The organism is Pseudoxanthomonas taiwanensis (genome assembly GCF_010093135.1).
GTDB classification, from domain to species: Bacteria; Pseudomonadota; Gammaproteobacteria; order Xanthomonadales; family Xanthomonadaceae; genus Pseudoxanthomonas; species Pseudoxanthomonas taiwanensis.
In genome coordinates this window covers 1-24818 of record NZ_PDWK01000013.1, presented here as the reverse complement: position 1 = coordinate 24818, position 24818 = coordinate 1, and the positions used below count along the sequence as shown (strand labels likewise).

19 protein-coding genes and 3 pseudogenes are annotated in these 24818 nt (G+C 70.9%); 18 read left to right on the top strand and 4 right to left on the bottom strand.

The genetic code is table 11. The annotated features are described in order from the left end of the window. Positions 1-18: 18 nt before the first annotated feature. On the bottom strand, positions 19-1347 hold the full coding sequence (locus CR938_RS04050) for a DEAD/DEAH box helicase (protein ID WP_162123786.1): 1329 nt from the start codon (positions 1345-1347) through the stop codon (positions 19-21). A gap of 341 nt (positions 1348-1688) precedes the next feature. Here CR938_RS04050 and CR938_RS04045 point away from each other — a divergent pair, with 341 nt between their 5' ends. Together CR938_RS04045 and maiA are read left to right on the top strand one after the other, a co-directional pair. Continuing rightward, positions 1689-2684: a fumarylacetoacetate hydrolase family protein gene (locus CR938_RS04045; protein ID WP_162123785.1), complete on the top strand. Its 996-nt coding sequence runs from the start codon at positions 1689-1691 to the stop codon at positions 2682-2684. A 28-nt stretch (positions 2685-2712) separates the two neighbouring features. After that, a complete protein-coding gene (maiA, locus tag CR938_RS04040; RefSeq protein ID WP_162123784.1) occupies positions 2713-3396 on the top strand; it encodes a maleylacetoacetate isomerase in 684 nt (227 codons plus the stop codon). Positions 3397-3423: 27 nt separating this feature from the next. On the opposite strand, the gene CR938_RS04035 is transcribed toward maiA, so the two are convergent. After that, complete coding sequence (locus CR938_RS04035; protein ID WP_162123783.1) at positions 3424-4563, bottom strand: PilT/PilU family type 4a pilus ATPase; 1140 nt, start codon at positions 4561-4563, stop codon at positions 3424-3426. Between the two features lie 104 nt (positions 4564-4667). On the opposite strand from CR938_RS04035, the gene CR938_RS04030 reads away from it, so the two are divergent. From CR938_RS04030 to CR938_RS14845, 16 genes and pseudogenes are all read left to right on the top strand, one after another. Then, positions 4668-5069 (top strand): DUF4398 domain-containing protein, encoded by a 402-nt coding sequence (locus CR938_RS04030; protein ID WP_162123782.1) that lies wholly within the window; start codon positions 4668-4670, stop codon positions 5067-5069. After that, a complete protein-coding gene (locus CR938_RS04025) occupies positions 5066-5959 on the top strand; it encodes an OmpA family protein (protein WP_162123781.1) in 894 nt (297 codons plus the stop codon). Before CR938_RS04030 ends, CR938_RS04025 begins: the two co-directional genes overlap by 4 nt. A 409-nt stretch (positions 5960-6368) precedes the next feature. Beyond that, a complete protein-coding gene (locus CR938_RS04020; protein WP_162123780.1) occupies positions 6369-6587 on the top strand; it encodes an HP1242/YdcH family protein in 219 nt (72 codons plus the stop codon). Between the two features lie 156 nt (positions 6588-6743). Next, the gene (locus tag CR938_RS04015; RefSeq protein ID WP_162123779.1) at positions 6744-8120 is read left to right on the top strand and encodes a pyridoxal-phosphate dependent enzyme; all 1377 of its coding nucleotides are present in this window, start codon (positions 6744-6746) and stop codon (positions 8118-8120) included. Between the two features lie 73 nt (positions 8121-8193). Then, a complete protein-coding gene (locus tag CR938_RS04010) occupies positions 8194-9375 on the top strand; it encodes a cystathionine gamma-synthase (RefSeq protein WP_162123778.1) in 1182 nt (393 codons plus the stop codon). Between the two features lie 11 nt (positions 9376-9386). Further along, positions 9387-10184 (top strand): ABC transporter permease, encoded by a 798-nt coding sequence (locus CR938_RS04005; protein WP_211365171.1) that lies wholly within the window; start codon positions 9387-9389, stop codon positions 10182-10184. Continuing rightward, complete coding sequence (locus CR938_RS04000; RefSeq protein WP_162123776.1) at positions 10174-11553, top strand: ABC transporter ATP-binding protein; 1380 nt, start codon at positions 10174-10176, stop codon at positions 11551-11553. Before CR938_RS04005 ends, CR938_RS04000 begins: the two co-directional genes overlap by 11 nt. After that, positions 11550-14846, top strand: coding sequence for a methyltransferase domain-containing protein (locus tag CR938_RS03995; protein ID WP_162123775.1), 3297 nt, complete (start codon positions 11550-11552; stop codon positions 14844-14846). Before CR938_RS04000 ends, CR938_RS03995 begins: the two co-directional genes overlap by 4 nt. Beyond that, positions 14843-15871: a GHMP family kinase ATP-binding protein gene (locus CR938_RS03990; RefSeq protein WP_019399584.1), complete on the top strand. Its 1029-nt coding sequence runs from the start codon at positions 14843-14845 to the stop codon at positions 15869-15871. The genes CR938_RS03995 and CR938_RS03990 overlap by 4 nt, the downstream gene beginning before the upstream one ends. Then, positions 15868-16455: a D-sedoheptulose-7-phosphate isomerase gene (locus CR938_RS03985; RefSeq protein ID WP_019399583.1), complete on the top strand. Its 588-nt coding sequence runs from the start codon at positions 15868-15870 to the stop codon at positions 16453-16455. The genes CR938_RS03990 and CR938_RS03985 overlap by 4 nt, the downstream gene beginning before the upstream one ends. Further along, positions 16445-17152: a nucleotidyltransferase family protein gene (locus CR938_RS03980; RefSeq protein WP_019399582.1), complete on the top strand. Its 708-nt coding sequence runs from the start codon at positions 16445-16447 to the stop codon at positions 17150-17152. The genes CR938_RS03985 and CR938_RS03980 overlap by 11 nt, the downstream gene beginning before the upstream one ends. Further along, positions 17149-17814, top strand: coding sequence for a D-glycero-alpha-D-manno-heptose-1,7-bisphosphate 7-phosphatase (locus tag CR938_RS03975; protein ID WP_211365170.1), 666 nt, complete (start codon positions 17149-17151; stop codon positions 17812-17814). The genes CR938_RS03980 and CR938_RS03975 overlap by 4 nt, the downstream gene beginning before the upstream one ends. Positions 17815-18016: 202 nt before the next feature. Continuing rightward, positions 18017-18439: a hypothetical protein gene (locus CR938_RS03970; RefSeq protein ID WP_162123773.1), complete on the top strand. Its 423-nt coding sequence runs from the start codon at positions 18017-18019 to the stop codon at positions 18437-18439. After that, complete coding sequence (locus CR938_RS03965; protein ID WP_162123772.1) at positions 18436-20529, top strand: hypothetical protein; 2094 nt, start codon at positions 18436-18438, stop codon at positions 20527-20529. The genes CR938_RS03970 and CR938_RS03965 overlap by 4 nt, the downstream gene beginning before the upstream one ends. After that, positions 20526-21518, top strand: a complete 993-nt coding sequence (locus CR938_RS03960; protein ID WP_162123771.1) for a glycosyltransferase family 2 protein — start codon at positions 20526-20528, stop codon at positions 21516-21518. Before CR938_RS03965 ends, CR938_RS03960 begins: the two co-directional genes overlap by 4 nt. A gap of 258 nt (positions 21519-21776) precedes the next feature. Further along, positions 21777-23075, top strand: a pseudogene (locus CR938_RS14845) (LTA synthase family protein); the annotation flags it as partial. 138 nt (positions 23076-23213) lie between these two features. Here the strand turns inward: CR938_RS14845 and CR938_RS14380 are convergent. Continuing rightward, positions 23214-23441: pseudogene (locus CR938_RS14380) on the bottom strand (UbiA family prenyltransferase); the annotation flags it as partial. Between the two features lie 297 nt (positions 23442-23738). After that, positions 23739-24707, bottom strand: a pseudogene (locus CR938_RS03950) (IS5 family transposase); the annotation flags it as partial. Positions 24708-24818: the final 111 nt, after the last annotated feature.

Below are 24818 nucleotides of genomic sequence, written 5' to 3'. Positions count from 1 at the left end.
GAGGCCAGCGGCGCGGGATCAGGCCTGCGGCGTGGCGCCGTGCCGCGGCGGCTGCGGGCGCGGCGGACGGTGGCCGCCCGGGGCACCGGCGTGGGCATGGCGCGGTGCCTTGCCCTGCGGGCGGCGGCCGCGGTGGCCGGCAGGCTTGCGCGGCGCGTCCGCGCCGCCGGCCGCCCGGGCCTTGCCGGGGGCGCCTTCGCCCCAGCGGATCGGCGTGGCCGGGGCGAACCCCTCCACCTCCTGGATGTCCATGTCGCGGCCCAGGAGACGCACGATCTGGCGCAGCAGCCTGGCGTCCTCCTGCGCGACCAGGGAGATGGCCTGGCCACTGGCGCCGTTGCGGCCGGTGCGACCGATGCGGTGCACGTAGTCCTCGGCCACCATCGGCAGGTCGTAGTTGATCACCCGCGGCAGCTGGTCGATGTCGATGCCACGGGCGGCGATGTCGGTGGCCACCAGCACCTTGACCTTGCCGGCCTTGAACTCGGCCAGGGCGCGCTGGCGCTGGTTCTGGCTCTTGTTGCCGTGGATCGCGGCGGCGCGCACGCCGACCTTCTCCAGGAACTGGGCCAGGCGGTCGCTGCCGTGCTTGGTGCGGGCGAACACCAGGGTCTGCACGCGCGTGTCGGCGGCCAGCAGGTGCAGCAGCAGGGCGCGCTTGCGGCCGCTGTCCACCGGATGCACGCGATGGGCGATGGTCTCGGCCACGGTGTTGCGTGGAGTCACCATCACCTCGCGCGGGCTGCGCATGAACTCCATGGCCAGTTGCTTGATCGGGTCGGCGAAGGTGGCCGAGAACAGCAGCGTCTGCCGCTCCTGCCGCGGCAGCTTGGCCAGGATGCGCTTGATCGAGGGCAGGAAGCCCATGTCCAGCATGCGGTCGGCCTCGTCCAGCACCAGCACCTCCACCGCTGACAGGTCCACGCTGCCGCGCGCGAGGTGGTCGATCAGGCGGCCGGGGCAGGCGATCAGCAGGTCCACGCCGCGGCGCAGCGCCTCCAGCTGCTGGCCCATGCCCACGCCGCCGTAGACCACGGCGCTGGAGACGCGCTGGTACCTGGTGTAGGCGCGCAGGTTCTCGTGCACCTGCAGGGCCAGCTCGCGGGTGGGGGCCAGCACCAGGGCACGCGGGCGGCGGTCGCGCTGCGGCGTGGCGGCCAGGCGCTGCAGCAGCGGCAGGCCGAAGGCGGCGGTCTTGCCGGTGCCGGTCTGGGCGCCGGCCAGAAGGTCATGGCCCTCCAGGACCAGCGGGATCGCGGCCTGCTGGATGGGGGTGGGGGTCTGGTAGCCCTGTTCGGACAGCGCACGCAGCAGGGTGGGCGCCAGGCCCAGGGATTGGAACGACATGGGGGAACACTCCTTGGTGACGGCCCGCGCGGGCGGACCGGGCCGTGGTGGGGCCGGGGGACTCGGAGCGTTCCCTTGAACCGCGCTGCGAGAAAACGGGAACCGGTGCGGGACACCGGACGATTGCCGCGGAAGACGTCGGAGCGGGCGGGGCGCCGCCGGGGGCGGAGCCGGCCCATGGGAAACGGGCCACCGGGCAACCGGCGCGGATTCTACGCCATGCCGGGCGCGGCGGCCGGCGCTGGTGCGGGCGCCGTTCATGTGGCGGCAGCCAAGTTTCCCCTGAAACCATTTCCCGTCGCCGCTACAATCCGGCCACCAGACCGCAGGAAACACCCCGGATGAAGCTCGGAACCCTGAAGGAAGGCGGCCGCGACGGCACCCTCGTGGTCGTCTCGCGCGACCTGACCCGCGCCGTGCGCGCCACCGGCATCGCCGCCACGCTGCAGCAGGCCCTGGACGACTGGCAGGCCACTGCGCCGCGCCTGAACGCGCTGGCCGCGGCGCTGGAGGAAGGCCGGGCCGAGGGCGTCTTCGAGCTGGACCACGCCGCCCTGGCCGCGCCGCTGCCGCGCGCCTACGAGTTCGTGGACGGCAGCGCCTACCTGCCGCACGGGGAGCGGGTGCGCCGTGCCCGCGGTGCCGAGGTGCCGGAGAGCTTCTACACCGACCCGCTGATGTACCAGGCCACCAGCGCCGGCTTCCTCGGTCCGCGCGACCCGGTGCGCGTGGTCAGCGAGGACTACGGCATCGACCTGGAGGCCGAGATCGTGGTGGTCACCGACGACGTGCCGATGGCGGTGACCCCGGAGCAGGCCGCCGGCCACATCCAGCTGGTCGGCCTGGTCAACGACGTGTCCCTGCGCAACCTGATCCCGGCCGAGCTGGCCAAGGGCTTCGGCTTCCTGCAGTCCAAGCCGCGCTCGGCGCTGAGCCCGGTGTTCGTCACCCCGGACGAGCTGGGCGAGGCCTGGCGCGGCAACAAGCTGCACCTGCCGCTGGTGACCCACGTCAACGGGGAGTGGTTCGGCGCCCCGGAGGCCGGCGAGGACATGCAGTTCGACTTCGCCCAGCTGGTGGCCCATGCCGCCAGGACCCGGCCGCTGGCCGCCGGCACCCTGGTCGGCTCCGGCACCATCGCCAACCACGACCTCTCGCGCGGGGCCTCGTGCTTCGCCGAGAAGCGCACGGTGGAGATGCTGCGCGACGGTAAGCCGAGCCCCCCGTTCCTGAAGTTCGGCGACCGGGTGCGCATCGAGATGTTCGACCGCCAGGGCCGCAGCATCTTCGGCGCCATCGACCAGCGGATCGAACGCCAGGACCCGCCGGCGGCCTGAGCCGCCGCGCGGCCACAGGGGAGGGAGCATGCAGAGCCGGGACCACGACACCGAACCGTTGCGCCTGTACACCTACTGGCGCTCCTCGGCCGCCTACCGGGTGCGCATCGGCCTGGCACTGAAGGCGCTGGCATACGAATCCGTGCCCGTGCACCTGCTGCGCGACGGCGGCCAGCAGCACGCCGCCGGATACCGCGCGCTCAACCCGCAGGAACTGGTGCCGGTGCTGGTGCACGGCCGGCGCGTGCTGCGCCAGTCGCTGGCCATCCTCGAGTACCTGGACGAGTGCTGGCCGCAGCCGGCGCTGCTGCCGGCCGACGCGCGCGGCCGGGCGCGGGTGCGCGCGCTCGCCCAGGCGGTGGCCTGCGACGTGCACCCGCTCAACAACCTGCGCGTGCTGCAGTTCTTCGAGCAGCAGTGGGCCGTGCCGCAGGCCGAGCGCGAGACCTGGGTGCGGCACTGGATCGGTACCGGCCTGGCGGCGCTGGAGGCGATGCTGGCCGACGACCCGGCCACCGGGGCGTTCTGCCACGGCGACGCGCCGGGCCTGGCCGACTGCTGCCTGGTGCCGCAGCTGTACAACGCCCGCCGCTTCGGCATGGACGTGGAGGCGTGGCCCACCCTGGCCCGGATCGAGCGGGCCTGCCTGGCGCTGCCGGCGTTCCGGACCGCGGCCCCGGAGGCGCAGCCGGACGCGCCCGCCGCGTCCTGACCGCGCCCCGGCCGCCGCGGCGGCCGATCAGAGGAAGCCGTGGGTGATCTGCGACGAGGCCGCCGGGGCCTCGTTGACGTCCGCGTACGGGTCGTGTTCTTCGTCGGCGCCCTCGGAGAAGCGGAACTTCAGCGCCAGGCCGTCGCGTGAGTCGGCCGCGCGCAGCGCCTCCTCCTGGGTGATGCGGCCCTGCTTGGCCAGGCGGAACAGGCACTGGTCGAAGGTGTGCATGCCTTCCTCCAGCGACTCCTCCATGGCCTTCTTCAGCTCGTGCACCTGGCCGCGGCGCAGCAGGTCGCCGATCACCGGGGTGTTGATCAGCACCTCGGTGGCCGGCAGGCGGCGGCCGTCCACGCCCTGGACCAGGCGCAGCGAGACCACCGCGCGCAGGTTCAGCGCCAGGTTCATCAGGATGTTCCTGTGCGCGCTCTCCGGGAAGAAGTTGAGGATGCGCTCGATGGTCTGGTCGGCGTTGTTGGAGTGCAGGGTGGCCAGGCACAGGTGGCCGGTCTCGGCGAAGGCGATGGCCGCCTCCATGGTGGTGGCGTCGAGGATCTCGCCGATCAGGATCACGTCCGGCGCCTCGCGCATGGCGTTCTTCAGCGCGTTGTGGAAGGCGTGGGTGTCCAGGCCCACCTCGCGCTGGTTGACGATCGACTTCTTGTGCTTGTGCAGGTACTCGATCGGGTCCTCAATGGTGAGGATGTGGCCGGTGGTGTTGCTGTTGCGGTAGTCGATCATCGATGCCAGCGCGGTGGACTTGCCCGAGCCGGTCGAACCGACGATCAGGACCAGGCCGCGCGGGGTCATGATGATGTCCTTCAGCACCTCCGGCAGGTTCAGCTCCTCGATCGAGGGGATCACGCTGCGGATGGCGCGGATGACCATGCCCACCTCGCCGCGCTGCTTGAACACGTTGACGCGGAAGCGGCCGGCGTCGCGCACGGCGATGGCCATGTTGAGCTCCAAGTCGCGCTCGAACTGCGGCACCTGGCCCTCGTCCATCAGCGAGTAGGCGATCTTCTTGACCAGCCCCGGCGGCAGCCCGGTGCTGCCGAGGGGATACATCTTGCCCTCGATCTTGATGTAGACCGGCGCCCCGGTGGTCAGGAACATGTCCGAGGCGTTCTTCTCGGTCATGAGCTTCAGGAAGTAGCCGATATCCATGTGCGCGATATCCCCCAGGATTCCTCCGGCCGGGAACTTCCACGTTGCGCGTGCGGTCCTGGCTTCCGACAATGGCCGCGACCCTCAGGACGCGACGTTCCCCGATGAACGATCCTAGCTTCGCATACTTCCCGCGGCGCCTGTGCGCGCTGCTGCTCGCTTCCGGGCTGGCCGTCACGGCCCACGCCCAGACGGCCGCGGTCCCGGAGCTGCAGCGGGCCGAGCAGGCGGTGGTCAAGGCCCAGCGGGCCGACGCCGACCACTACGCCCCCGACCTGCTGGAACTGGCCCGGCAGACCCTGGTCCAGGCCCAGACCGCGGCGCTGTCCTCCAGCCGGCGCGAGCGCAGGGAGGCCGCGCCGCTGGCCCTGCGCGCGGAGGCCGACGCCGACCTGGCCCGGGTCCGCAGCGAGCTGGCCCAGGTCGAGGCCGCCGTGCAGGCACGCCGAAACGAGGTGGACGAGCTGCGCCAGCGCCTGGGCCTGGCCACGGAGGGTGCCCGATGAGCCGCCGCTTCCCGTGCGTGCGCGCCGGCCTGCTGGGGCTGGCGCTGCTGGTGGCCGTGCCTGCGCCGGCGGCCGACGATCCGGACGTGCTGCGGCTGCAGGCCCGCCTGGAGGCGCTGCAGGCCGACCCGGACGTCGCCCGGCTGGCCCCGTTCGAGCAGATGCAGGCCCGCGAGGCGCTGGCGGCGCTGGCCGCGGCCCGGCGCGCCGCCCGGCCCGAAGCCCTGTACCTGGCCGAGCGGCGGGTGGAGATCGCCGAGCTGGCGGTGCGGACCGAGGCTGCGCGCCAGGAGCTGGCGCGGCTGGACCAGCGCCGCACCGAGCTGCTGCTGGAGGCCAGCCGCCGTGAGGCGGAGGAGGCCCGCCGCGAGGCCGAACGCCTGCGCATCCAGGCCCAGATCCAGGCCGAGGAGGCCGAGCGCCTGCGCCTGGCCGCGGAGGCCGAGGCCGCGGCCCGCACCGAGGCCGAGCAGGCCCTGGGCAAGGCCGCCAGCCGGCAGAGCGCGCAGCTGAGCGCGGCCCGCCGCAAGGAGGCCGAGCTGGCGCGCCAGGAGGCCGAGCTGGTGTCCGGCAAGAAACTGCCGCCGGCGCGCTTCGACGGCCAGAGCGAGGTGTTCACCCTGCCGGGCAGCGCCTACGCCGCCGGCAAGGGCGCGCTCAGCGCCTCCGGCAAGGACGCCGCCGCGGCCCTGGCCGCCTACCTGCAGATCAACACGCGCAACGTGCGCGTGCAGGCCTGGTCGCAGGATGCCAAGCTGGCCCAGGCCCGCGCCCAGGCCCTGCGCGAGGCGCTGGTCCAGGCCGGCGTGCCCGCCGCGCGGATCAAGGCCGAGGGCAGGAGCGGGCCGGCCAGCGCGCAGCGCGCGGCCGAGGTGGTTGTCGCACCCTGAGCCGGTGCGGTCGCATCGCCTGAATACGCGACGGTCGTGGCCGTCGCGTATTCACCTAGTCCAACGGTTTGCGTTCCCTGGTCCGTTTCTGACTGGCGGTCGCAGTTCCGGGCAAACCCCGCTTGTCCGCTCCTGTGGGGTGGGGTAGGGTCGAAGCGTCCGGGCGGTACTCCAACCGCCCGGTCGACCGGAGCCAGCCGCCATGCATCCGTCCGCCGTCCCGCTGGAGAACGCCGCCCGGCCCATGCGCCGTCCCGCGGACGTTTCCGGTGGTTCGGTGGTCCCGCACGACGTCCTGCCCGGTCACGAGACGCCCCGGTCCCGCACGGCCCGGGGCGTTTGTTTTTCCGGAGCCGGCGTGGGCGCCGGCGACCGCGCAGGGATGCGCCTTTCCTGATGAGGTGTAGACATGTTCGAAGGGCAGCAGGCTGAAATCGAAGCTCTGATGAAGCGCAACCCCGAGTTCAAGCAGCTGTACCAGCGACACCGCCAGCTGGACAAGAAGGTCATGGACGCCGAGCTCGGGGTGCTTCCGATCGATGACGTCACCCTGGCCCAGATGAAGCGCGAGAAGCTGGCCACCAAGGAAAAGCTCCTGCGCCTGTACGAACAATGCACCACCCACTGACGGCTGAGGCTTCCCGCGGCGGGCGGCGGCAGCTTCCTCGTCGGCTGCCGCCGCCCGCACCATCCGGGGACCACGGAGGCCCCGCTGACCTGGCGCCGGGTTCCGGCCGATAATCCGGGTTCCGCCGCGTCCCGCGGTGCCGCAACCGGATCTAAGATGGCCATCCATGCCTCCGTGCTCGAACTGATCGGGCGTACGCCCATGGTCAAGGCCCGCCGCCTGGACACCGGGCCGTGCGAGCTGTACCTGAAGCTGGAATGCGCCAACCCCGGCGGCTCGATCAAGGACCGCATCGGCCTGGCCATGATCGAGGCGGCCGAGCGCCGCGGCGACCTCAAGCCGGGCGCCACCATCGTCGAGGGCACCGCCGGCAACACCGGCATCGGCCTGGCCCTGGTCGCGCAGCAGAAGGGCTACCGCCTGATCCTGGTGGTCCCGGACAAGATGAGCCGGGAGAAGATCTTCAACCTCAAGGCCATGGGCGCCGAGGTGGTGCTGACCCGCTCCGACGTGGGCAAGGGCCACCCGGAGTACTACCAGGACCTGGCCGCGCGCATCGCCGCCGAGACCCCGGGGGCGTTGTTCATCAACCAGTTCGGCAACCCGGACAACCCGGCCGCCCACGAGTTCGGCACCGGCCCGGAGATCATCGAGCAGATGGCCGAGGTTGGCGGCTTCGACGCCATCGTCTTCGGCTGCGGCAGCTCCGGCACCATGACCGGCCTGTCGCGCTGCTTCGAAAAGCACGCCCCGCACGTGGAGCTGGTGCTGGCCGATCCGGTCGGCTCGATCCTGGCCCAGTACATCAACGAGGGCGTGCTCAGCGACAAGTCAGGCACCTGGCTGGTGGAGGGCATCGGCGAGGACTTCCTGCCCTCGATCTCGGACTTCAGCCGGGTGAAGAAGGCCTACGCCATCCCCGACGCGGAGAGCTTCCACACCGCGCGCGAGCTGCTGGCCAGGGAGGGCATCCTCGGCGGCTCCTCCACCGGCACGCTGGTGGCCGCCGCGCTGCGCTACTGCCGCGAGCAGAGCCGGCCGAAGAAGGTCGTGGTGCTGGTGCCGGACACCGGCAACAAGTACCTGTCGAAGATGTACAACGACTACTGGATGCTGGACAACGGCTTCCTGCAGCGCCCGTACCACGGCGACCTGCGCGACCTGATCATGCGCCCGTACGCGCAGCGCGACACCGTGGTGGTCGCCCCGACCGACCTGCTGACCACCGCCTACCAGCGGATGAAGCTGTACGACGTGTCGCAGCTGCCGGTGATGGAAGGCGACCGCCTGGCCGGCATCATCGACGAGAGCGACGTGCTGCTGCACGTGTACGGCGACGAGGCGCGCTTCCGCGACCCGGTCTCGGTGGCCATGGTCACCAAGCTGGAAAAGCTGGACGTCAAGGCCCCGATCGAGGCCCTGCTGCCGGTGTTTGACCGCGGCCAGGTCGCCATCGTCACCGACGGCGACCAGTTCCTGGGCCTGATCACCCGCATCGACCTGCTAAACTACCTGCGCCGCCGGGTGCAGTGAGCCCCCAGTCCCCGGTGGCTGGCCGTTAAGCCGGTCACCCCTAGGAATCGCCGGTCATTTTCCAAGGACGTGCATGTCGGACCATCAGAAGCACGGGCGGCAGGAGCGCCGCGCCATGGCCAAGGAGACCCTGGCCATCCACGGCGGCCAGGCTCCGGACCCGGCCACCGGGGCGGTGATGCCCCCCATCTACGCCACCTCCACCTATGCGCAGTCCAGCCCCGGCGAGCACCAGGGCTTCGAGTACTCGCGCACCCAGAACCCCACCCGGTTCGCCTACGAGCGCTGTGTGGCGGCGCTGGAGGGCGGTGTGCGCGGCTTCGCCTTCGCCTCGGGCATGGCCGCCACCTCCACCGTGCTGGAGCTGCTGGACAGTGGCGACCACGTGGTGGCGATGGACGACCTGTACGGCGGCAGCTACCGGCTGTTCGAGCGGGTGCGCCGGCGCAGCGCGGGCCTGGACTTCAGCTTCGTCGACCTGACCGACCTGGCCGCCTTCGAGGCGGCCATCACGCCGCGCACCCGGATGGTGTGGATCGAGACGCCCACCAACCCGATGCTGAAGGTCGTGGACATCGCTGCGGTGGCCGGGGTGGCGCGGCGCCACGGGCTGCTGGTGGTGGTGGACAACACCTTCGCCTCGCCCATGCTGCAGCGTCCGCTGGAGCTGGGTGCGCACCTGGTGGTGCATTCGGCCACCAAGTACCTCAACGGCCACTCGGACATGGTCGGCGGCGTGGTCGTCGCCGGCGATGACGAACTGGCCGAGCGCATGGCCTTCCTGCAGAACTCGGTCGGCGCCGTGCAGGGGCCGTTCGACAGCTTCCTGGCCCTGCGCGGCCTGAAGACCCTGCCGCTGCGCATGCGCGCGCACTGCGCCAACGCCCACGCCCTGGCGCAATGGCTGCAGTCGCACCCGGCGGTGGAGAAGGTGATCTACCCCGGCCTGTCCTCGCACCCGCAGCACGAGCTGGCCGCCCGGCAGATGCAGGGTTTTGGCGGCATCGTCTCGGTGGTGCTGCGCGGCGGCTACGAGGCCGCACGCCGCTTCTGCGAACGGACCCGGCTGTTCACCCTGGCCGAGTCGCTCGGCGGCGTGGAAAGCCTGGTCAACCACCCGGCGGTCATGACCCACGCCTCGGTGCCCCCGGAGCGCCGCGCCCGCCTGGGCATCTCCGACGCCCTGGTGCGCCTGAGCGTGGGCGTGGAGGCGCTCGAGGACCTGCGTGACGACCTGGAGGATGCGTTGCGCTGATGGCGGAGAGCATGAGCCAACTGTTGCCCAGGGTCCTGCAGTATCGTTCCCTGCTGGCTGAGCTGACCAAGCGGGAGATCCTGGGCAGGTACCGCGGCGCGGCGATCGGGTTGCTGTGGTCGCTGATCAGCCCGTTCCTGATGTTGATGGTCTACACCCTGGCGTTCGGTTACATCCTCAAGAGCCGGTGGCCTGGCACCTCGGGCTCGACCACGGACTTCGCCCTGATCCTGTTCACCGGCCTGATCATCCACGGGTTCTTCGCCGAGTGTCTGACGCGGGCCCCCAATCTGGTCCTGTCCAATCCCAGCTACGTGAAACGGGTGGTGTTTCCGCTGGAGCTGCTGGCCTGCAGCACCATGCTCACCGCCCTGTTCCACCTCGGCATGAACGCTCTTGTGCTGATCCTGCTCAAGTGGGTCTGGCACGGGGAGCTGTTCTGGCACACGCTGCTGCTGCCGGTGGTGATCGCGCCGCTGGCGATCCTGGCCGTGGCGGTTGGCTGGTTCCTGTCCGCGCTCGGCGTCTACCTGCGCGACATCGGCCAGATCGTCGGCGTGCTGGCGGCGGCGATGCTGTTCCTGTCCTCGGCCATCGTGCCGGTGGACAGCCTGCCCGAGAGCTACCGTTGGGTGTTCTATGCCAACCCGCTGACCATGATCATTGACCAGGCGCGCGAGGTCGTGATCTGGGGGCGGATGCCGGACTGGAGCGCCCTGGGTCTGTATACCGCCTGTGTCACCATGCTGGGGGCGCTGGCCCTGGCCGTCTTCCGCAGGATGCGCGGAGGGTTCGGCGATGTCCTCTGAGCGGCAACAGCCGGCTCTGGGCGAGCCGGTGATCCGGGTGGACGGGGTCGGCAAGACCTACCGGATGTACGAGAAGCCATCGCAGCGCCTGTGGCAGGCACTCACCGGCCGCGACGGCAAGCACCGGGAGTTCCACGCCCTGCGCGACGTGTCCTTCCAGGTTCGGCGCGGCGAAACGGTGGGCATCATCGGCCGCAACGGTTCGGGCAAGTCCACGCTGCTGCAGATCATCGCCGGCACCCTGAGGCCGACCACCGGCACCTGTCAGGTGCACGGCCGGGTGGCCGCCCTGCTGGAGCTGGGCAGCGGCTTCAACCCCGACTTCACCGGGCGCGAGAACGTCTACCTCAACGGCACGATCCTGGGCCTGACGCGCGCCCAGATCGACGAGCGCATGCAGCAGATCCTGGACTTCGCCGACATCGGCGAGTTCATCGACCAGCCGGTGCGCAGCTATTCCAGTGGCATGGCCGTGCGCCTGGCCTTCGCGGTCATCGCCCATGTGGACGCGGACATCCTCATCGTCGACGAGGCGCTGTCGGTGGGCGACGCGTTCTTCGCGCAGAAGTGCATGCGCTTCCTGCGCAACTTCCAGAAGCACGGCACGCTGCTGTTCGTCAGCCACGACGCGGCCGCCGTCACCAACCTGTGCTCCAGGGCGATCTGGCTGGAGGACGGACAGGTGCGGATGGAGGGCCGCGCCGGCGCCATAGTCGAGGCCTACATGGCCCAGCAGCACGCGCGCGGTCGCGCCGACGCTGTCGGCGAGGTCGTCCACGTGGACGTGGGCGTGGAGCGGCGCAGGCAGCGGGAGGAGGCCTGCCGGGAGGACTTCCGCAAGAAGCTGATGGACGAGCTGGGCGTCTGCAACCGCCTGGCGGTGTTCGAATTCGACCCGGACCGCGCCGGCCCGCAGTTCGGCGCCGGCGGTGCCACCATCGTGGACGTGGCCCTGCTGGATGCCGAGGGGCAGCCCGCTCCGCTGCTTTCCGGTGGCGAAGTGGTCAACCTGCGCATCAGCGTGCGTGCGAACAAGGCGCTGGAGTCGACGATCGTCGGCTTCTACGTGAAGGACAGGCTGGGGCAGCGCCTTTTCGGCGACAACACCTATCTGGCCTATCGCAACGCCGATACGTCCATGGCGGCCGGTGAGGTCATCGATGCGACTTTCCGGTTCCGCATGCCGGTGCTTCCATCGGGAAGCTACATGGTGGACGCGGCGGTCGCGTCCGGAAGCCAGGACGACCATACCCAACAGCACTGGCTGCACGATGCCCTCGAGTTCCGTGCGGTCGACGAAACCATGCGCCATGGGCTGGTAGGCATCCCCATGGCCGCCATCGAGATTGCACGCAGGCAGGGCGAATGAGCATGAAATTCACGGGCGAGCGCTTCATCCCCACGGAGGGGGGCGAAATCCGCCAAGAGCACCTCCATCGCTACTCCTGGTGCCTGTCGGCGGTGGCGGGCAAGGACGTCCTGGACGTCGCCTCGGGGGAGGGCTATGGCAGCGCCGCCATGGCTCGGGTCGCGCGTTCCGTCGTGGGCGTGGACATTTCGCAGGAGGCGGTGGAACACGCCCGGACGAAGTACGCCGGTATCGCCAACCTCCGCTTCGAACAGGGTTCGGCCGCCGCGCTCCCTCTGCCGGACAACTGCGTGGACGTGGTCGTCTCCTTCGAGACGCTGGAACACCTCCATGAGCAGGAGGAGATGATCGCCGAGATCCGGCGCGTCCTCAGGCCGGAGGGCTGCCTGATCCTTTCCTCGCCCAATCGCAAGGTGTATTCGGAGAAGGCGGGCCACCACAACGAGTTCCATGTCCGCGAGCTGGACATGGCCGAGCTGTCCGAACTGCTCGGGCGCCACTTCCCGGCCGTGCGGTACGTCGGCCAGCGTCTCGCGGTGGCCTCCACGATCACCCACCTGGCGCCCGACCGCCTGTCGGGAAGCTGGCAGGGCCTAGCCGAGGCGGCGGGGGCCGTCGAGGAGCGCGTGGCCACGTGGGACGAGCCGGTGTACTTCATCGCCTTGGCGGCCGCGGACGAGCGCCTGCTGCCCGGGCTGGGGCCGTCCATCCTGTTGTCGGAGACAGAGGATCTCTACGAGCGCCACCGTGAAGTGGCCAGGTGGGCACAGGCGCAGGACAAGGAGATCGCCGAGTGGCGCTCCCGTTACGCGACTCTGCAGGGCGAGTTCGAGGAGCGGACCGCCTGGGCGCTGTCCCTCGACCGGGAGCTGGGTTCGCTCCGGGATACGCTCGGCGAGCTGCGCCAGGCACATGAGGCGCTGGAGCAGGCGCACGAGGCCCTCGAGCGGAGTCACGACGAGACCTGCCACATCTACCAGGAGCTCCACCACGAGCACGAGAAGCTCCGTGGCGACCATGACGACCTGCAGGCGCGCATGTCCTCCGTGGCCGGTGCCATCCACAGGATGCGGGGCGACCTGCACGCCCAGATCGGCGGCCGGTCCGGCGACGGGTCCCGCTCCTGGCGGGTAACCAAGCCCCTCCGCTTCGCTGCACGCGTGGCGCGCGGCGACTGGGCAGCAGTGGTCGCTTCCCTGCGCGGTCGCGGGCTGGGATCGCATCCGCTGCTGGCGCCCTTCGCGACGCCGGTCCGGCGGTGGCTGCTGGCGAGGACGGAGAAGCAGCAGGCCAGGGCGATCACCGCGCAGGTGGTGGCCGCAGTCCAGGACGTGGAGCACGTCCTGGATGGTCTTGCGGTGCCGGTGTTCGACGCGCCCCGCGTGTCCGTCATCATTCCGGCCTACGGCAACCTCGGCTACACCGCCGCGGCGGTGCGCTCGATCGTCGAGTCGGCGCCGCGCGTGTCCTACGAGATCCTCGTCGCCGAGGACGCCTCCGGCGACACCGAGATCGGACGCCTGGCCGGGGTGCCGGGGCTGCGCTACCACGAGCATCCGCAGAACCTCGGTTTCATCCGTTCCTGCAACGCCGCGGCCGAACTGGCGCGCGGCGAGTACGTGTGCTTCCTCAACAACGACACCCAGGTGATGCCCGGCTGGCTGGACGGCCTGCTGGACGTGTTCGCCGACCATCCGGATGCCGGCATGGCCGGCTCGCGCCTGGTGTACCCCGATGGCCGCCTGCAGGAGGCCGGCGGCATCGTCTGGCGCGACGGCTCGGCCTGGAACTACGGCCGCCTGCGCGACCCGGGCGAGCACGAGTTCAACTATGTGCGCCCGGCCGACTACTGCTCCGGCGCGAGCATCCTGTTGCCGCTGGCCCTGTTCCGCGAGCTGGGCGGGTTCGACGAGCACTATTGCCCGGCGTACTGCGAGGACTCGGACCTGGCGTTCAAGGTGCGGCAGTCCGGGCGCGAGGTCTACTACACTCCGTTCTCCACCGTGGTGCACTTCGAGGGCATCTCCCACGGCACCGACACCTCCGGTGGCGTGAAGGCCTACCAGGTCGCCAACCAGGAGAAGCTGCGCCGGCGCTGGGAGGCGGAACTGGCGGCGCACTACCCCAACGGCGAGCAGGTGATGCGGGCGCGCGACCGCGCCTGGGGCCGCAAGGTCGTGCTGATCGTCGACCACTACGTGCCGCAGCCGGACCGCGACGCCGGCTCGCGCACGATGGTGGCCTTCATCGATTCCCTGCTGGCCGCCGGCTGGGTGGTCAAGTTCTGGCCGGACAACCTGCACCAGGATCCGGTGTATACGCCGCCGCTGCAGCGGCGCGGGGTGGAGGTGATCTACGGCAGCCGGCGCATGGGCGGCTTCGCCGACTACCTGCGCGAGTGCGGGGCCGGGCTGGACGCGGTGCTGCTGTCGCGGCCGCACATCTCGCTGCCCTACCTGCAGGCGCTGCGCAAGCAGGCGCCGGGGGTGCCGGTGGCCTATTACGGGCACGACCTGCATTTCCGCCGCCTGGCGCGCGAGGCGGACGTGGCCGGGCGCGATGACCTGCGCCACGAGGCGCGCCGCATCGAGGCGCTGGAACGGCAACTGTGGCAGGGGGCGGACATCGTCCTCTACCCGTCGCAGGAGGAGGCCGACGAGGTCGCGGCGCTGGCGCCCGGAACCCCGGTCCGCGCCATCTCGCCGTATGCCTTCGACCACTTCGTCGACGACGCCGAGCCGGACGGGCGTTCGGGGCTGGTGTTCGTCGCCGGCTTCGCGCATTCGCCCAACGTCGACGCCGCGCTGTGGCTGGTCCAGGAAGTGATGCCGCGGCTGTGGCGCGAACATCCGCAGCTGACGCTGTCGCTGGTCGGCTCCAATCCCACCGACGTGGTCAAGGGCCTGGCCGGGCGCCAGGTCGAGGTCACCGGCTACGTGAGCGACGCCGAACTTTGCCGCCGCTACCGCCAGGCGCGGGTGGCGGTGGTGCCGCTGCGCTACGGCGCCGGGGTGAAGGGCAAGGTGGTGGAGGCGCTGCAGAACGGATTGCCGCTGGCGACGACCTCCGTGGGTGCCCAGGGCCTGCCGGGCCTGGAACAGGTGGCCGCCGTGGCCGACGACGCCGTGGAACTGGCCGAGGCCATCGCCCGCCTGCTGGCCGACGACGGCCTGTGGCGCCGGCGCTCGCGCGAGGGCGCGCGCCTGGCCCGTTCGCTGTTCTCGCGCCAGGCGCTGACCGCGCAGCTGCTGGACGCGCTTTCGACCAATCGCGACAAGGAAAACCGGGCATGATCATCCGTTCCCGCGCGCCGCTGCGCCTGGGCCTGGCCGGTGGTGGCACCGACGTCTCGCCGTACAGCGAGCAGCACGGTGGTTTCGTCATGAACGTCACCATCGACAAGTTCGCGTACGCCACCCTCGACCGTTCCCCGACCGGCAAGCTCGAACTGCATGCGCTCGACGCCGGTTCGGTGCAGGTGCTCGACCCGGAGGAGGTTGACCGCTCGCCGGGCCCGCAGCAGCTGATGCGCGGCGTGTACCTGCACGTGGCCGACCGCCTGCTCGGCGGGCGCCGCCCGGCGCTGCGCATCCGCGCGCATTCGGACGCCCCGCCCGGATCCGGCCTGGGCTCGTCCTCGACCATGGTCGTGGCCCTGGTCACCGCGTTCAACGAGTATTTCAGCCTGGCCCTGGGCGAGTACGAGATCGCGCAGATCGCCTATGACATCGAGCGCAAGGACCTGGCCCTGGCGGGCGGCAAGCAGGACCAGTACGCGGCGGCGTTCGGTGGCTTCAACTTCATGGAGTTCTACGCCGGCGACCGGGTCATCGTGAACCCGCTGCGGATCAAGGAATGGATCTGGAACGAGCTGGAGGCCAGCCTGGTGCTGTACTTCACCGGCGTGTCGCGGGCCTCGGCCAAGATCATCGACGAGCAGTCGCGCAACATCCGGGAGGGCCGCACCGATTCGCTGGAGGCGATGCACCGGCTCAAGCAGGAGGCGGTGCAGATGAAGGAGGCGCTGCTGCGCGGCGACCTGGCGCGCTTCGCCCAGGTCATGCAGTCCGGCTGGGAAGCCAAGAAGCAGAGCGCATCCAGCATCACCAACCCGATGATCGACGAACTGGAGGCGCTGGCCTTCGCCAACGGCGCCCTCGCCACCAAGGTCTCCGGCGCCGGCGGCGGCGGCTTCATGATGTTCGTGTGCGACCCGGCCGAACGCGTGCGCCTGGTGCGCGCGCTGTCCGGCGCCGGCGGCACCGTCTACGACACCCACTTCACTCCGCACGGAGCGTCCTCATGGAAAATCGGTTGAATACCTTCGTCCAGGCGGAGTTCGACAAGACCCTGGCCAACTTCAACGCGATGGCCGCCGACGCGCGGCTGCGCGAGCAGATCGCGCAGGCGGTGCGGCTGTGCGTCGACGCCCTGCGCGCAGGCAGGAAGCTGCTGTTCGCCGGCAACGGCGGCAGCGCCGCCGACGCCCAGCACTGGGCCGGCGAACTGGTCAGCCGCTTCTACTACGACCGCCCGGGCCTGCCGGCGATCGCGCTGACCACCGACACCTCGATCCTCACCGCGATCGGCAACGACTACGGCTACGACTACACCTTCGCCCGCCAGGTCGAGGCGCTGGGCCAGGAGGGCGACGTGTTCATCGCCATCTCCACCTCCGGGCGCTCGAAGAACATCCTGCGCGCGCTCGACGCGGCCGAGGCCAAGGGCGTGAAGGTGATCGGCTTCACTGGCGCGGGCGGCGGCGACATGGCCGGCCGTTGCGACGTCTGCTTCCAGGTCCCATCGAACGAGACCCCGCGCATCCAGGAAGGCCACGAGTTCATCGGCCACCTGCTGTGCGCCCTGATCGAGTCGGAGATCTTCCCCAAAGATGGCCGCTGAGGAAGCGATCGTCCTGGTCGGCGGCCTCGGCACGCGCCTGCGTGCGGTGGTCAGCGACGTGCCCAAGCCGCTGGCCCCGGTGGCCGGCCGCCCGTTCCTGGCCTGGCTGTTGGACGCCTATGCGGCGGCCGGCCTGCGCCGGGTGATCCTCGCCACGGGCTATCGCGCCGCGCAGGTCGAGGACGCGGTCGGGCGCCGCTGGCAGGGCATGGAGATCGCCTATTCGGTGGAGGACGCGCCGCTGGGCACCGGCGGCGCCATCCGCCAGGCGCTGGCCCTGGCCCAGGGCGACGGCGTGCACCTGGCCAATGGCGACACCTTCCTGCGCTACGACCCGGCCGCGCTGGAAGCGGCCACCCGCGGGCACGGCTGCGCGCTGGGCATCGCCCTGGCGGCGGTGGACGACGTGGGGCGCTACGGCGCGGTCGAAGTGGCCGGCGGGCGCGTGGTCGGCTTCCGCGAGAAGGGTGGCGCCGGGCCTGGCCTGATCAACGCCGGCAGCTATTTCCTGGACGCGGCCGCGTTCGCGCGGCTGCCCGCGCCGCAGGGCGCCTGGTCGTTCGAGGAGCTGGTGCTGCGGCCATGGAGCGAGTCCGGCCAGGTGGCCGCGTTCGAGCGCACCGCGGATTTCATCGACATCGGCGTGCCGGAGGACTACGTCCGCGCCCAGCACCTGTTCCGGGAAGGCGCGGCGTGAGCGGGGTCCGCGAGCCCGTGGTGACGGTGCCGCCGGAAGCGGCGGGGCTGGTCGGTGGCGGGCCGCACCGGGCGCTGTTCCTGGACCGCGACGGCGTGGTCAACGTCGACCACGGCTACGTGCATACCCCCGGGCGCACCGAGTGGGTCCCCGGGATCTTCGAGCTGGCGCGCGCCGCGCGCGCGGCCGGCTACGTGCTCGTGGTGGCCACCAACCAGGCCGGCATCGCCCGCGGCTACTACGACGAGGAGCAGTTCCGCGCCTACACGCGCTGGGTGCACGCGCGCTTCGCCGAGGAGGGCGCGCCGCTGCTGGCGACCTATTACTGCCCGCACCACCCGGAGGCGGGGCAGGGCGCGTACAAGGTGGCCTGCGCCTGCCGCAAGCCGGAGCCGGGGATGCTGCTGGAGGCCATTGGCCGGCACGGGCTGGATCCGGCCGGGTCGGTGATGGTCGGCGACACGCCCAAGGACATGGAGGCGGCCGCGGCTGCGGGGGTCGTCCGCCGGTTCCTGCTGTGCGGCCCCGGGGCGGAGCCGGGCGAGAGTGCGGCGGGGATCGCGGTCGCCAGCCTGGACGAGGTTGCCAGGACGCTGGTGGCCGGCGCCGGGGAGGCCGCTCCGGCGGCCGGCCGTCACGGTTCGCGCGCGCCGCTGGCGTGAAAGCTTGAAGTGCATGGGCAATGCCCGGATCATTGGCGCCCGATGCGGCCGGTCGTCGCCAGGCACGGGCCCGGCGGACCGCGCGACGCAAAGCGGCTTGCCATCCATGGATCCGACGACAGTGCCGGTGGAGTAACGAGGTTCGAATTGCCTGCGGGAATCCCGCGGGTCTTTTCCTGAAAGGCGAGTCCGGTAACACATGATGCGAACTGCCATCGTTGGCACCCTGGCGGTGCTGGCCCTCCCGCTCCTGTCCGCCTGCGGGCGGATCGAGCCGGTGCAGGACGGCGTGCCCCCCCATCCGACCTCGGTGGAGAACGAGGATGCCGTGCTCAGCGTCGAGCCCGGCGCTGTCGGCGCCTGCGAGGGCCAGCGGGTCGCGGCGCGGATCGCGTGGAAGGTGAAGGATCCGGCGGTGCAGTCGGTCCTGGTCCAGGTGCGCGGCGACGATGGCGGGCGCAAGGTGTTCGCCTCAGGCGCGGCGCAGGGCGAGGCGGAAACCGGGCAGTGGGTCGCCGGGGGCACGCGCTTCTATCTGGTCGATGCCGACAGCCGCCGGGACCTCGCCGCCTTCGAGGTCGCGGGCCTGGCCTGCCTCGGACCGACTGACGGAGCAATGGAATGAACCAGCAGGTGTTGCGGTCCGGCCTGCGCGGGGGGGCGGAGTTCCTCCTCGTGCTGTTCTTCGTGGTCGTCGGCTATGCCGCATGGCGGAAGGGCCTGTTCCCGGCCAGCGCCAATGGCTACCTCGGTGGCTACCTGCAGGCGGCGCTCGCCGCCGCGGCCGGGGCACTGCTCGTCAACCTCGTGGCCGCCCGTTCCGGGCGCCCGGGCGGGGCAGCGCTGGTGCTCGGCTTCCTCGCGGTGCTGGGCGTGGCCTACTACTGCGGGCTTTCCGCGCTTGCCGCGGCGGCCCTGCTGCTGGCCGTGTCCTGGGGCGTCGGCAGCCTGTTCCACACCGGCTCCGGGTCCGATCCCTGGCTGACCAGCCTGGTCGGCCTCGCGGTGGTCGCGGCGGTGGTCGGCTGGCTGCTGCCGTTCCAGGTGCACGACGGCCGCATCCACCTGGCCGCGGCGGTGCTGCTGGTCGCCTGGCGCCGGGAAGCGGTCCTCGAGCAGGCCCGTGCGGTGGCTGCCGGGTTCGGCCAGCTGCGCCGCCAGCACCCGTGGTGGAGCTCGCTGCTGGCGGGCGTCGCCGGCTTCGCCTCGATCGCGCTGTGGTTGCCGAGCCTCAACTACGACGACAACGCCGCCCACCTGGGCATGGTCGGCCAGCTGCTGGAGGGCGGCTATTACCGGCTGGACGTCTCCAGCCAGGTCTGGGCGGTCGCGCCCTGGGCCAACAACGTCCTGCATTCCCTCGCCGCCCTGCTGGCGGGCCAGGAGTCGCGGGCCTCGATGGGCCTGCTGTGGCTGTTGCTCGGCATCTCCGGCGCCTACCGCCTGGCCCTGGCGCTGGACGGGCGCCGCGAGGTCGCGCTGGCCGCGGCGGCGGTATTCGCCTCGCACCCGCTGACGGTTTATTTCGGCTCGACCATGCAGGTCGACGGCTGCGTGGCCGCGGTGGTGCTGCACCTGGCGGCGCTGCTCGCCGGCAGGTGCGACCTGTCGCGCGGCGCGCTGGCGATCGGCGCGCTGTTCGGCCTGCTGGCCGGGCTGAAGGCGTCGAACGTGGTCTATGCCCTGCCGGCGCTGGCCTGGATCGGCTGGCAGGCGCTGCGGCACCGGCAGTGGTGGGGGCTGGCCAGGCTGGTGGTCGCCGCCAGCGTGGTGGGCGGGAGCAGCTATTTCTACGCTTTGCTCGTCACCGGCAACCCGGTGTTCCCGCTGTTCAACTCGATCTTCCAGTCGCCGTACATGCCGCCGGTCGACTTCCTCGATACGCGCTGGCGCGCGGGCATCGACGCCTCGCTCCTGTGGGACCTGACCTTCCACAGCCCGCGCTTCGGCGAGCACTTCCCCGGCGCGGCCGGACTGGCGTTCCTGGTGCTGCTGCCGGGTTGCATCTACGCCATGTCCTGCTCGCGTGCCGCCTGCGCCGTGGGCCTGTGGGCGCTGGCCTCCGGCCTGCTGCTGTTCGCCCAGCTGCAGTACCTGCGCTACGTCTTCCCGGCGCTGGCCCTGCTGGGCACGGTCGGCGTGGTGGGCGCCGCCGGCTGCCTCCGCCGGGCCGGCTTCGCGGCCGGCATCCCCCTGCTGGCCGCGGCCAACCTGGCGCTGGCGCCCACCACGGACGGGATCTTCAAGGAGAACCCGTGGCAGGCGCTGCTGCTCGAGGGCAGGGGCGCCAGGACGCAGCTGGTCGCGGAGATGATACCGCAGCGCGCGCTGATCGAGCGCTACCTGGCGCGGGATCCGGATACCTGCGTGCTCAATTCCGACACCAGCGCGCCGTTCGTCGCCGGCGGCAAGGGGCGCGCGCACTCGATGGCCTGGTACGACCAGCGCCTGAAGCTGGCCAAGGAGTGGGCCGACGAGGACCCCAGTGGCGAACGCTGGCGCGAAGTGCTCAGGGCCACCGGCACCTCCGGCATCGTGGTGCCGGCCGAGGCCAGTCCCGGCCAGCGCGCGGCGATGCAGGCACTGGGCTACGTCCCGGTCGACCGGGAGCGCGGGGTCGAACTGTGGTCGCTGCCCGGCAACCGCCAGGGCGAATGCCGCCTCGGCGCAGTACGCGACCAGGCCAGGCGGATCCTCCAGAGGAACAACCGATGAAACCGACCGATTCCTCGCCGCCCAGCGTGGCGGTGGTGATCCCCAGCTACAAGGTGACCCGCCACATCCTGCAGGTCATCGCATCCATCGGCGACGACGTCGACCACATCATCGTCGTCGACGACGCCTGCCCGGAGGGGTCCGGCAAGCTGGTGGAATCTGGCTGCAGTGACCCGCGGGTGTGCGTGGTCTACCACGCGCAGAACCAGGGCGTGGGCGGCGCGGTCCTGACCGGCTACCAGCGCGCGCTGGAGCTGGGCGCGGACATCATCGTCAAGATCGACGGCGACGGGCAGATGGATCCGGCGCTGCTGCCCAACTTCGTCGCCCCGATCGCCGCGCTGGAGGCCGACTACACCAAGGGCAACCGCTTCTACGACCTGCGCAACATCGGCCAGATGCCCGCGATCCGCCTGTTCGGCAACGCGGTCCTGTCGTTCATGGCCAAGGTCTCCACCGGCTACTGGGACCTGTTCGATCCGACCAACGGCTATACCGCCATTTCCGCCAGGGTCGCGGCGCTGCTGCCGTTCGAGCGGATCAGCCGCCGCTATTTCTTCGAGACCGACCTGCTGTTCCGGCTCGGGACCTTCCGCGCGGTCGTGGTCGACATCCCGATGGACGCCCGCTACGGCGACGAGGTGAGCAACCTCAGGATCGGCAAGGTGCTCACCGAATTCCTGCTCAAGCACGGCCGCAACTTCTTCAAGCGGGTGTTCTACAGCTACTTCCTGCGCGACATGTCGCTGGCGTCGCTGGAGCTGCTGGCCGGCTGCGCGCTGGTGCTGTTCGGCGCCGTGTTCGGCCTCTACCACTGGGGGCTGTCGGTCTCGACCGGCGCGCCCGCCAGTACCGGCACCGTGATGCTGGCCGCCCTCCCGCTGCTGGTCGGCCTGCAGCTGCTGCTGGCATTCCTGGCCTATGACATCGCCTCCGTGCCGCGCAAGGTACTGAGCAGCCGCCTGGGGCTCAGGTTGCGCGGCCGCTAGCCCGGCGCAGTGGACCTCCCGCCGCCCCGGTCCGTGCCGTGGCGGCTCCGGCGCCCGGGGTTTGCCGGGATTGGCCGTTCCCGGCCCTTTCCCGGCAGCGCCGGCGCCGGGTGCTAGACTGCCCCTTGCCAGTTGTCAGCCCCGGGGGGGGGCGGTAGCTGGATCCGTCGGCCCTCGCCGACGGGTCCGGGAGGGGCAAGTGGAAAGATTCCCGACATCGGAAATCGCGGTCCGGCGCCAGCCGGATGGCCCGGTGGCATGAGGCAGGCGTTGCCTGTTGCAGTCCCGGGAAGCGACGCGTGGCGGGGGCGGGTACCCTGGCACTGGCTGTGCGCGTGCCTTGGGTTAGCACTGTACGTGCCGCTGCTGTGGGGCATGGACCGCTGGGTCCTGGGCGTGGCGGCCAGCGCCTATCGCACCCCGGCGGCGATGCTGCTCAACGCCGCGGTCGCGGTGCCGTTCGTGCTGGTGCTGTGGAGCCTGAGCCGGCGCCTGCTGTCCTCGCTGCTGTTGGTCCTGCTGCTGCAGGTGCTGTTGTATAAGGTGTCGGCGGTGAAGCTGCAGGTGCTGGGCGCGCCGCTGGCGCTGCAGGACTTCTATTTCCTGACCAGCTTCAACCGCGCCAGCCTGGAGCTGCTCGGCTCCTACCTCGAGGATGCTGCGGCCGTCTGGGCCTGGACCGGCGGCGGGGCCTTGCTGCTGGCCCTGGCCTTCTGGGCCGAGCGGCCGTGGATGGGCCGCGCCCGCCTGGCCAGGGTGGTGGTCTTCGGCGCCGGCGCGGCGCTGGTGGCCGCGCTGTACCTGGCAGCCTGGCCATGGACCGCGTTCTATACCCGGGACGCCGTGCGGCCCTCGCCGCTGGGGCCGGGGCCGGGCGCACTCCACGCCGGGCTGATGAGCAGCCTGGTGTTCAAGCACCTGGACCTTTCCAACGCCGTGCATGCGGTGGACGAGGCGGCTTTGCGCGCGCTGCTGGAGGCCACCGCTGAGGAGCGCGCGGGCATCGTGCCGGCGCAGGCCGGCGCGGAGGCATTGCCGGACATCGTGGTGATCCTCAGCGAGTCGTTCATGGATCCGCGGATCCTGGCCGGCATGGACCAGGTCGCCGACCCGATTCCCGCCACCCGCGCGCTGCTGGAGCGGGGCGCGGGCGGGCCGATGCGGGTGCCGACCTACGGTGGCGGCACCGTGCGTACCGAGTTCGAGGTGCTGACCGGGATGCCGGTCAGCGCCTTCCCCTCGGTGATGTATCCCTACGTGGACATGGCCAGGCCGCGGATGCCCGGACTGCCTGCATTGCTGCGCGACCTCGGCTACGCCACGGTGGCGGTGCACGGCAATTCCGGCGCGTTCTGGAACCGCACCGATACCTTCCGCGCCATGGGCATCCAGCGCTTCCTGACCGAGAAGGCATTCCGCGGGCAGGGCGTGCGCGACGGCGTCTGGTACTCCGACGCCTCGATGACCGACCTGGTGCTGCAGGAGCTTGAGGCGGCCGACGCGCCGCTGTTCGTGGCGGCCATCAGCATCGAGAACCACGGCCCTTACGAAAGCGAGGCCCCGGTTCGCGATGCCGCCGGCGGTGCCGGTGCCCGACGTCCCGCCGGCGCGCGCTGCCGGCAGCTTGCGCAACTACCTCTACCACCTGGGCAACGCCGACCGCGAACTGGAGCGCCTGCTACGGCGGATGGAGCAGCGCGGGCGTCCGTTCGTGGTGGTGCGCAGCAGCTCCAGCACCCGTTCGTCGTAGGGCAGCGTTTCCGGCACCAGCTGCACGCGTGCGGCGATCTCGCGCTTGAAGCCGACCTTGCCCTTCAGCAGCCAGAACGGCAACGCGAACAGGTACAGCAGGTTGCGTGACAGCAGGGCCAGCAGCGCCTCGTACAGCAGGTCCGTGCGCAGCAGCGTGCCATCCAGGTCGATGCACAGGGCGCGATTCGGGACGGGGGCAGGGGACTGCATGTTGTGGGTGGACCGTTCGCGGTTGACTGGTCTGCGTCGCCCCTGTCGCGCAGGAACACGGCGCCGGGCGGAGGGGCGGAAAGACTGGAGGGACGGGAGCCTGGGGCGGCGGGCCATTCCCTGGAGCCGGAGCCTCGGACGAGCGTCGCCATCATAGCTGACATAGTCGGCCCTGCAAAATTCATCTCGCGGCGCGACGAGAAGCTCCGGACGTGCAAGAGTAGCGAGTCGACTCGCGGACGCTGCGAGCGCTGACAGCAGCCAAAGCGAGCGCAAAAAGGCTGGAGCAATGCCCCGCCGGGCGATGGCACGCAGCAGCCAGCGGATGTTGAAGCCGGCTGCGCACAACACCGCATGCAGCGCGTCACCCTCAGCGCCCTTGAGCCAGCAGCGCTTCATGCCGTGATCGTGCTTGGCATGCCCGATGGCCGGCTCGACCGCCTGACGCCGCTTCAGCCAGCGCCGCTGGCTGCGCGTGAGCGAGCGGCTCTTGCCACGATGGATCAATGTCACCCCGCCAATGTCGGCATCCGCCCCCCGGTAGCCCAGGTCGACGATGGCCGTGTGCGGCTTGACGCCCAGGTCCTGCAGCAAGACGGTGGTCTGCTCCAGTTGCTCGGCCAGCGTGTGGCCGTCGTAGGGGTTGCCCGGCAGGCTGCGCGCACCGACCATCAAGCCCTGTTTGGCGCTCACCGCCACGCTGACCTTCACGCCGAACTCGTAGGGCTGGCGGGCCTTGCCCTTGCCGATGCACTCGACCTCCGGCGCATGCAGCGCGTACAGCTTGTGCTTGTCCTTGGGGCGCTGCGAGCGGATGCGCTCGCAACGCTCCAGCCATGGCTGCAGGCGATCACGCACGTCTTGCGGCGCCTCCAGCAGGCGGCGTTGCACGTCGCGCAGCACGCGCCCGAGCACGGTGCGCTGGCGCTTGAGCACCCGGCGCAGCCGCTTGAACTGCTTGGCGTGCGCATAGCCGCCGGCACGCCGGCGCAGGCTGCGGCCCTCGCGCTCGAAGGTCTGCTTCAGCCGCAGCCCGGCGCGCTGCGCCAGTTGCACCACCTTGGCCCGCGCCACTTCCAGCAGCCGGCTGTCGGTGGGATAGGCCACCGCCTTCTCCTGCACCGTGGTGTCCACGATCACTCGCTGCAGTTCGCTCTTGCGCACCGCCTGCATCTGCACGGCCGCCTCGATCGTCTTGGCCAGCAACTCCTCCAGGCCGGCATCGCCCGCGGCTACTACGACGAGGAGCAGTTCCGCGCCTACACGCGCTGGGTGCACGCGCGCTTCGCCGAGGAGGGCGCGCCGCTGCTGGCGACCTATTACTGCCCGCACCACCCG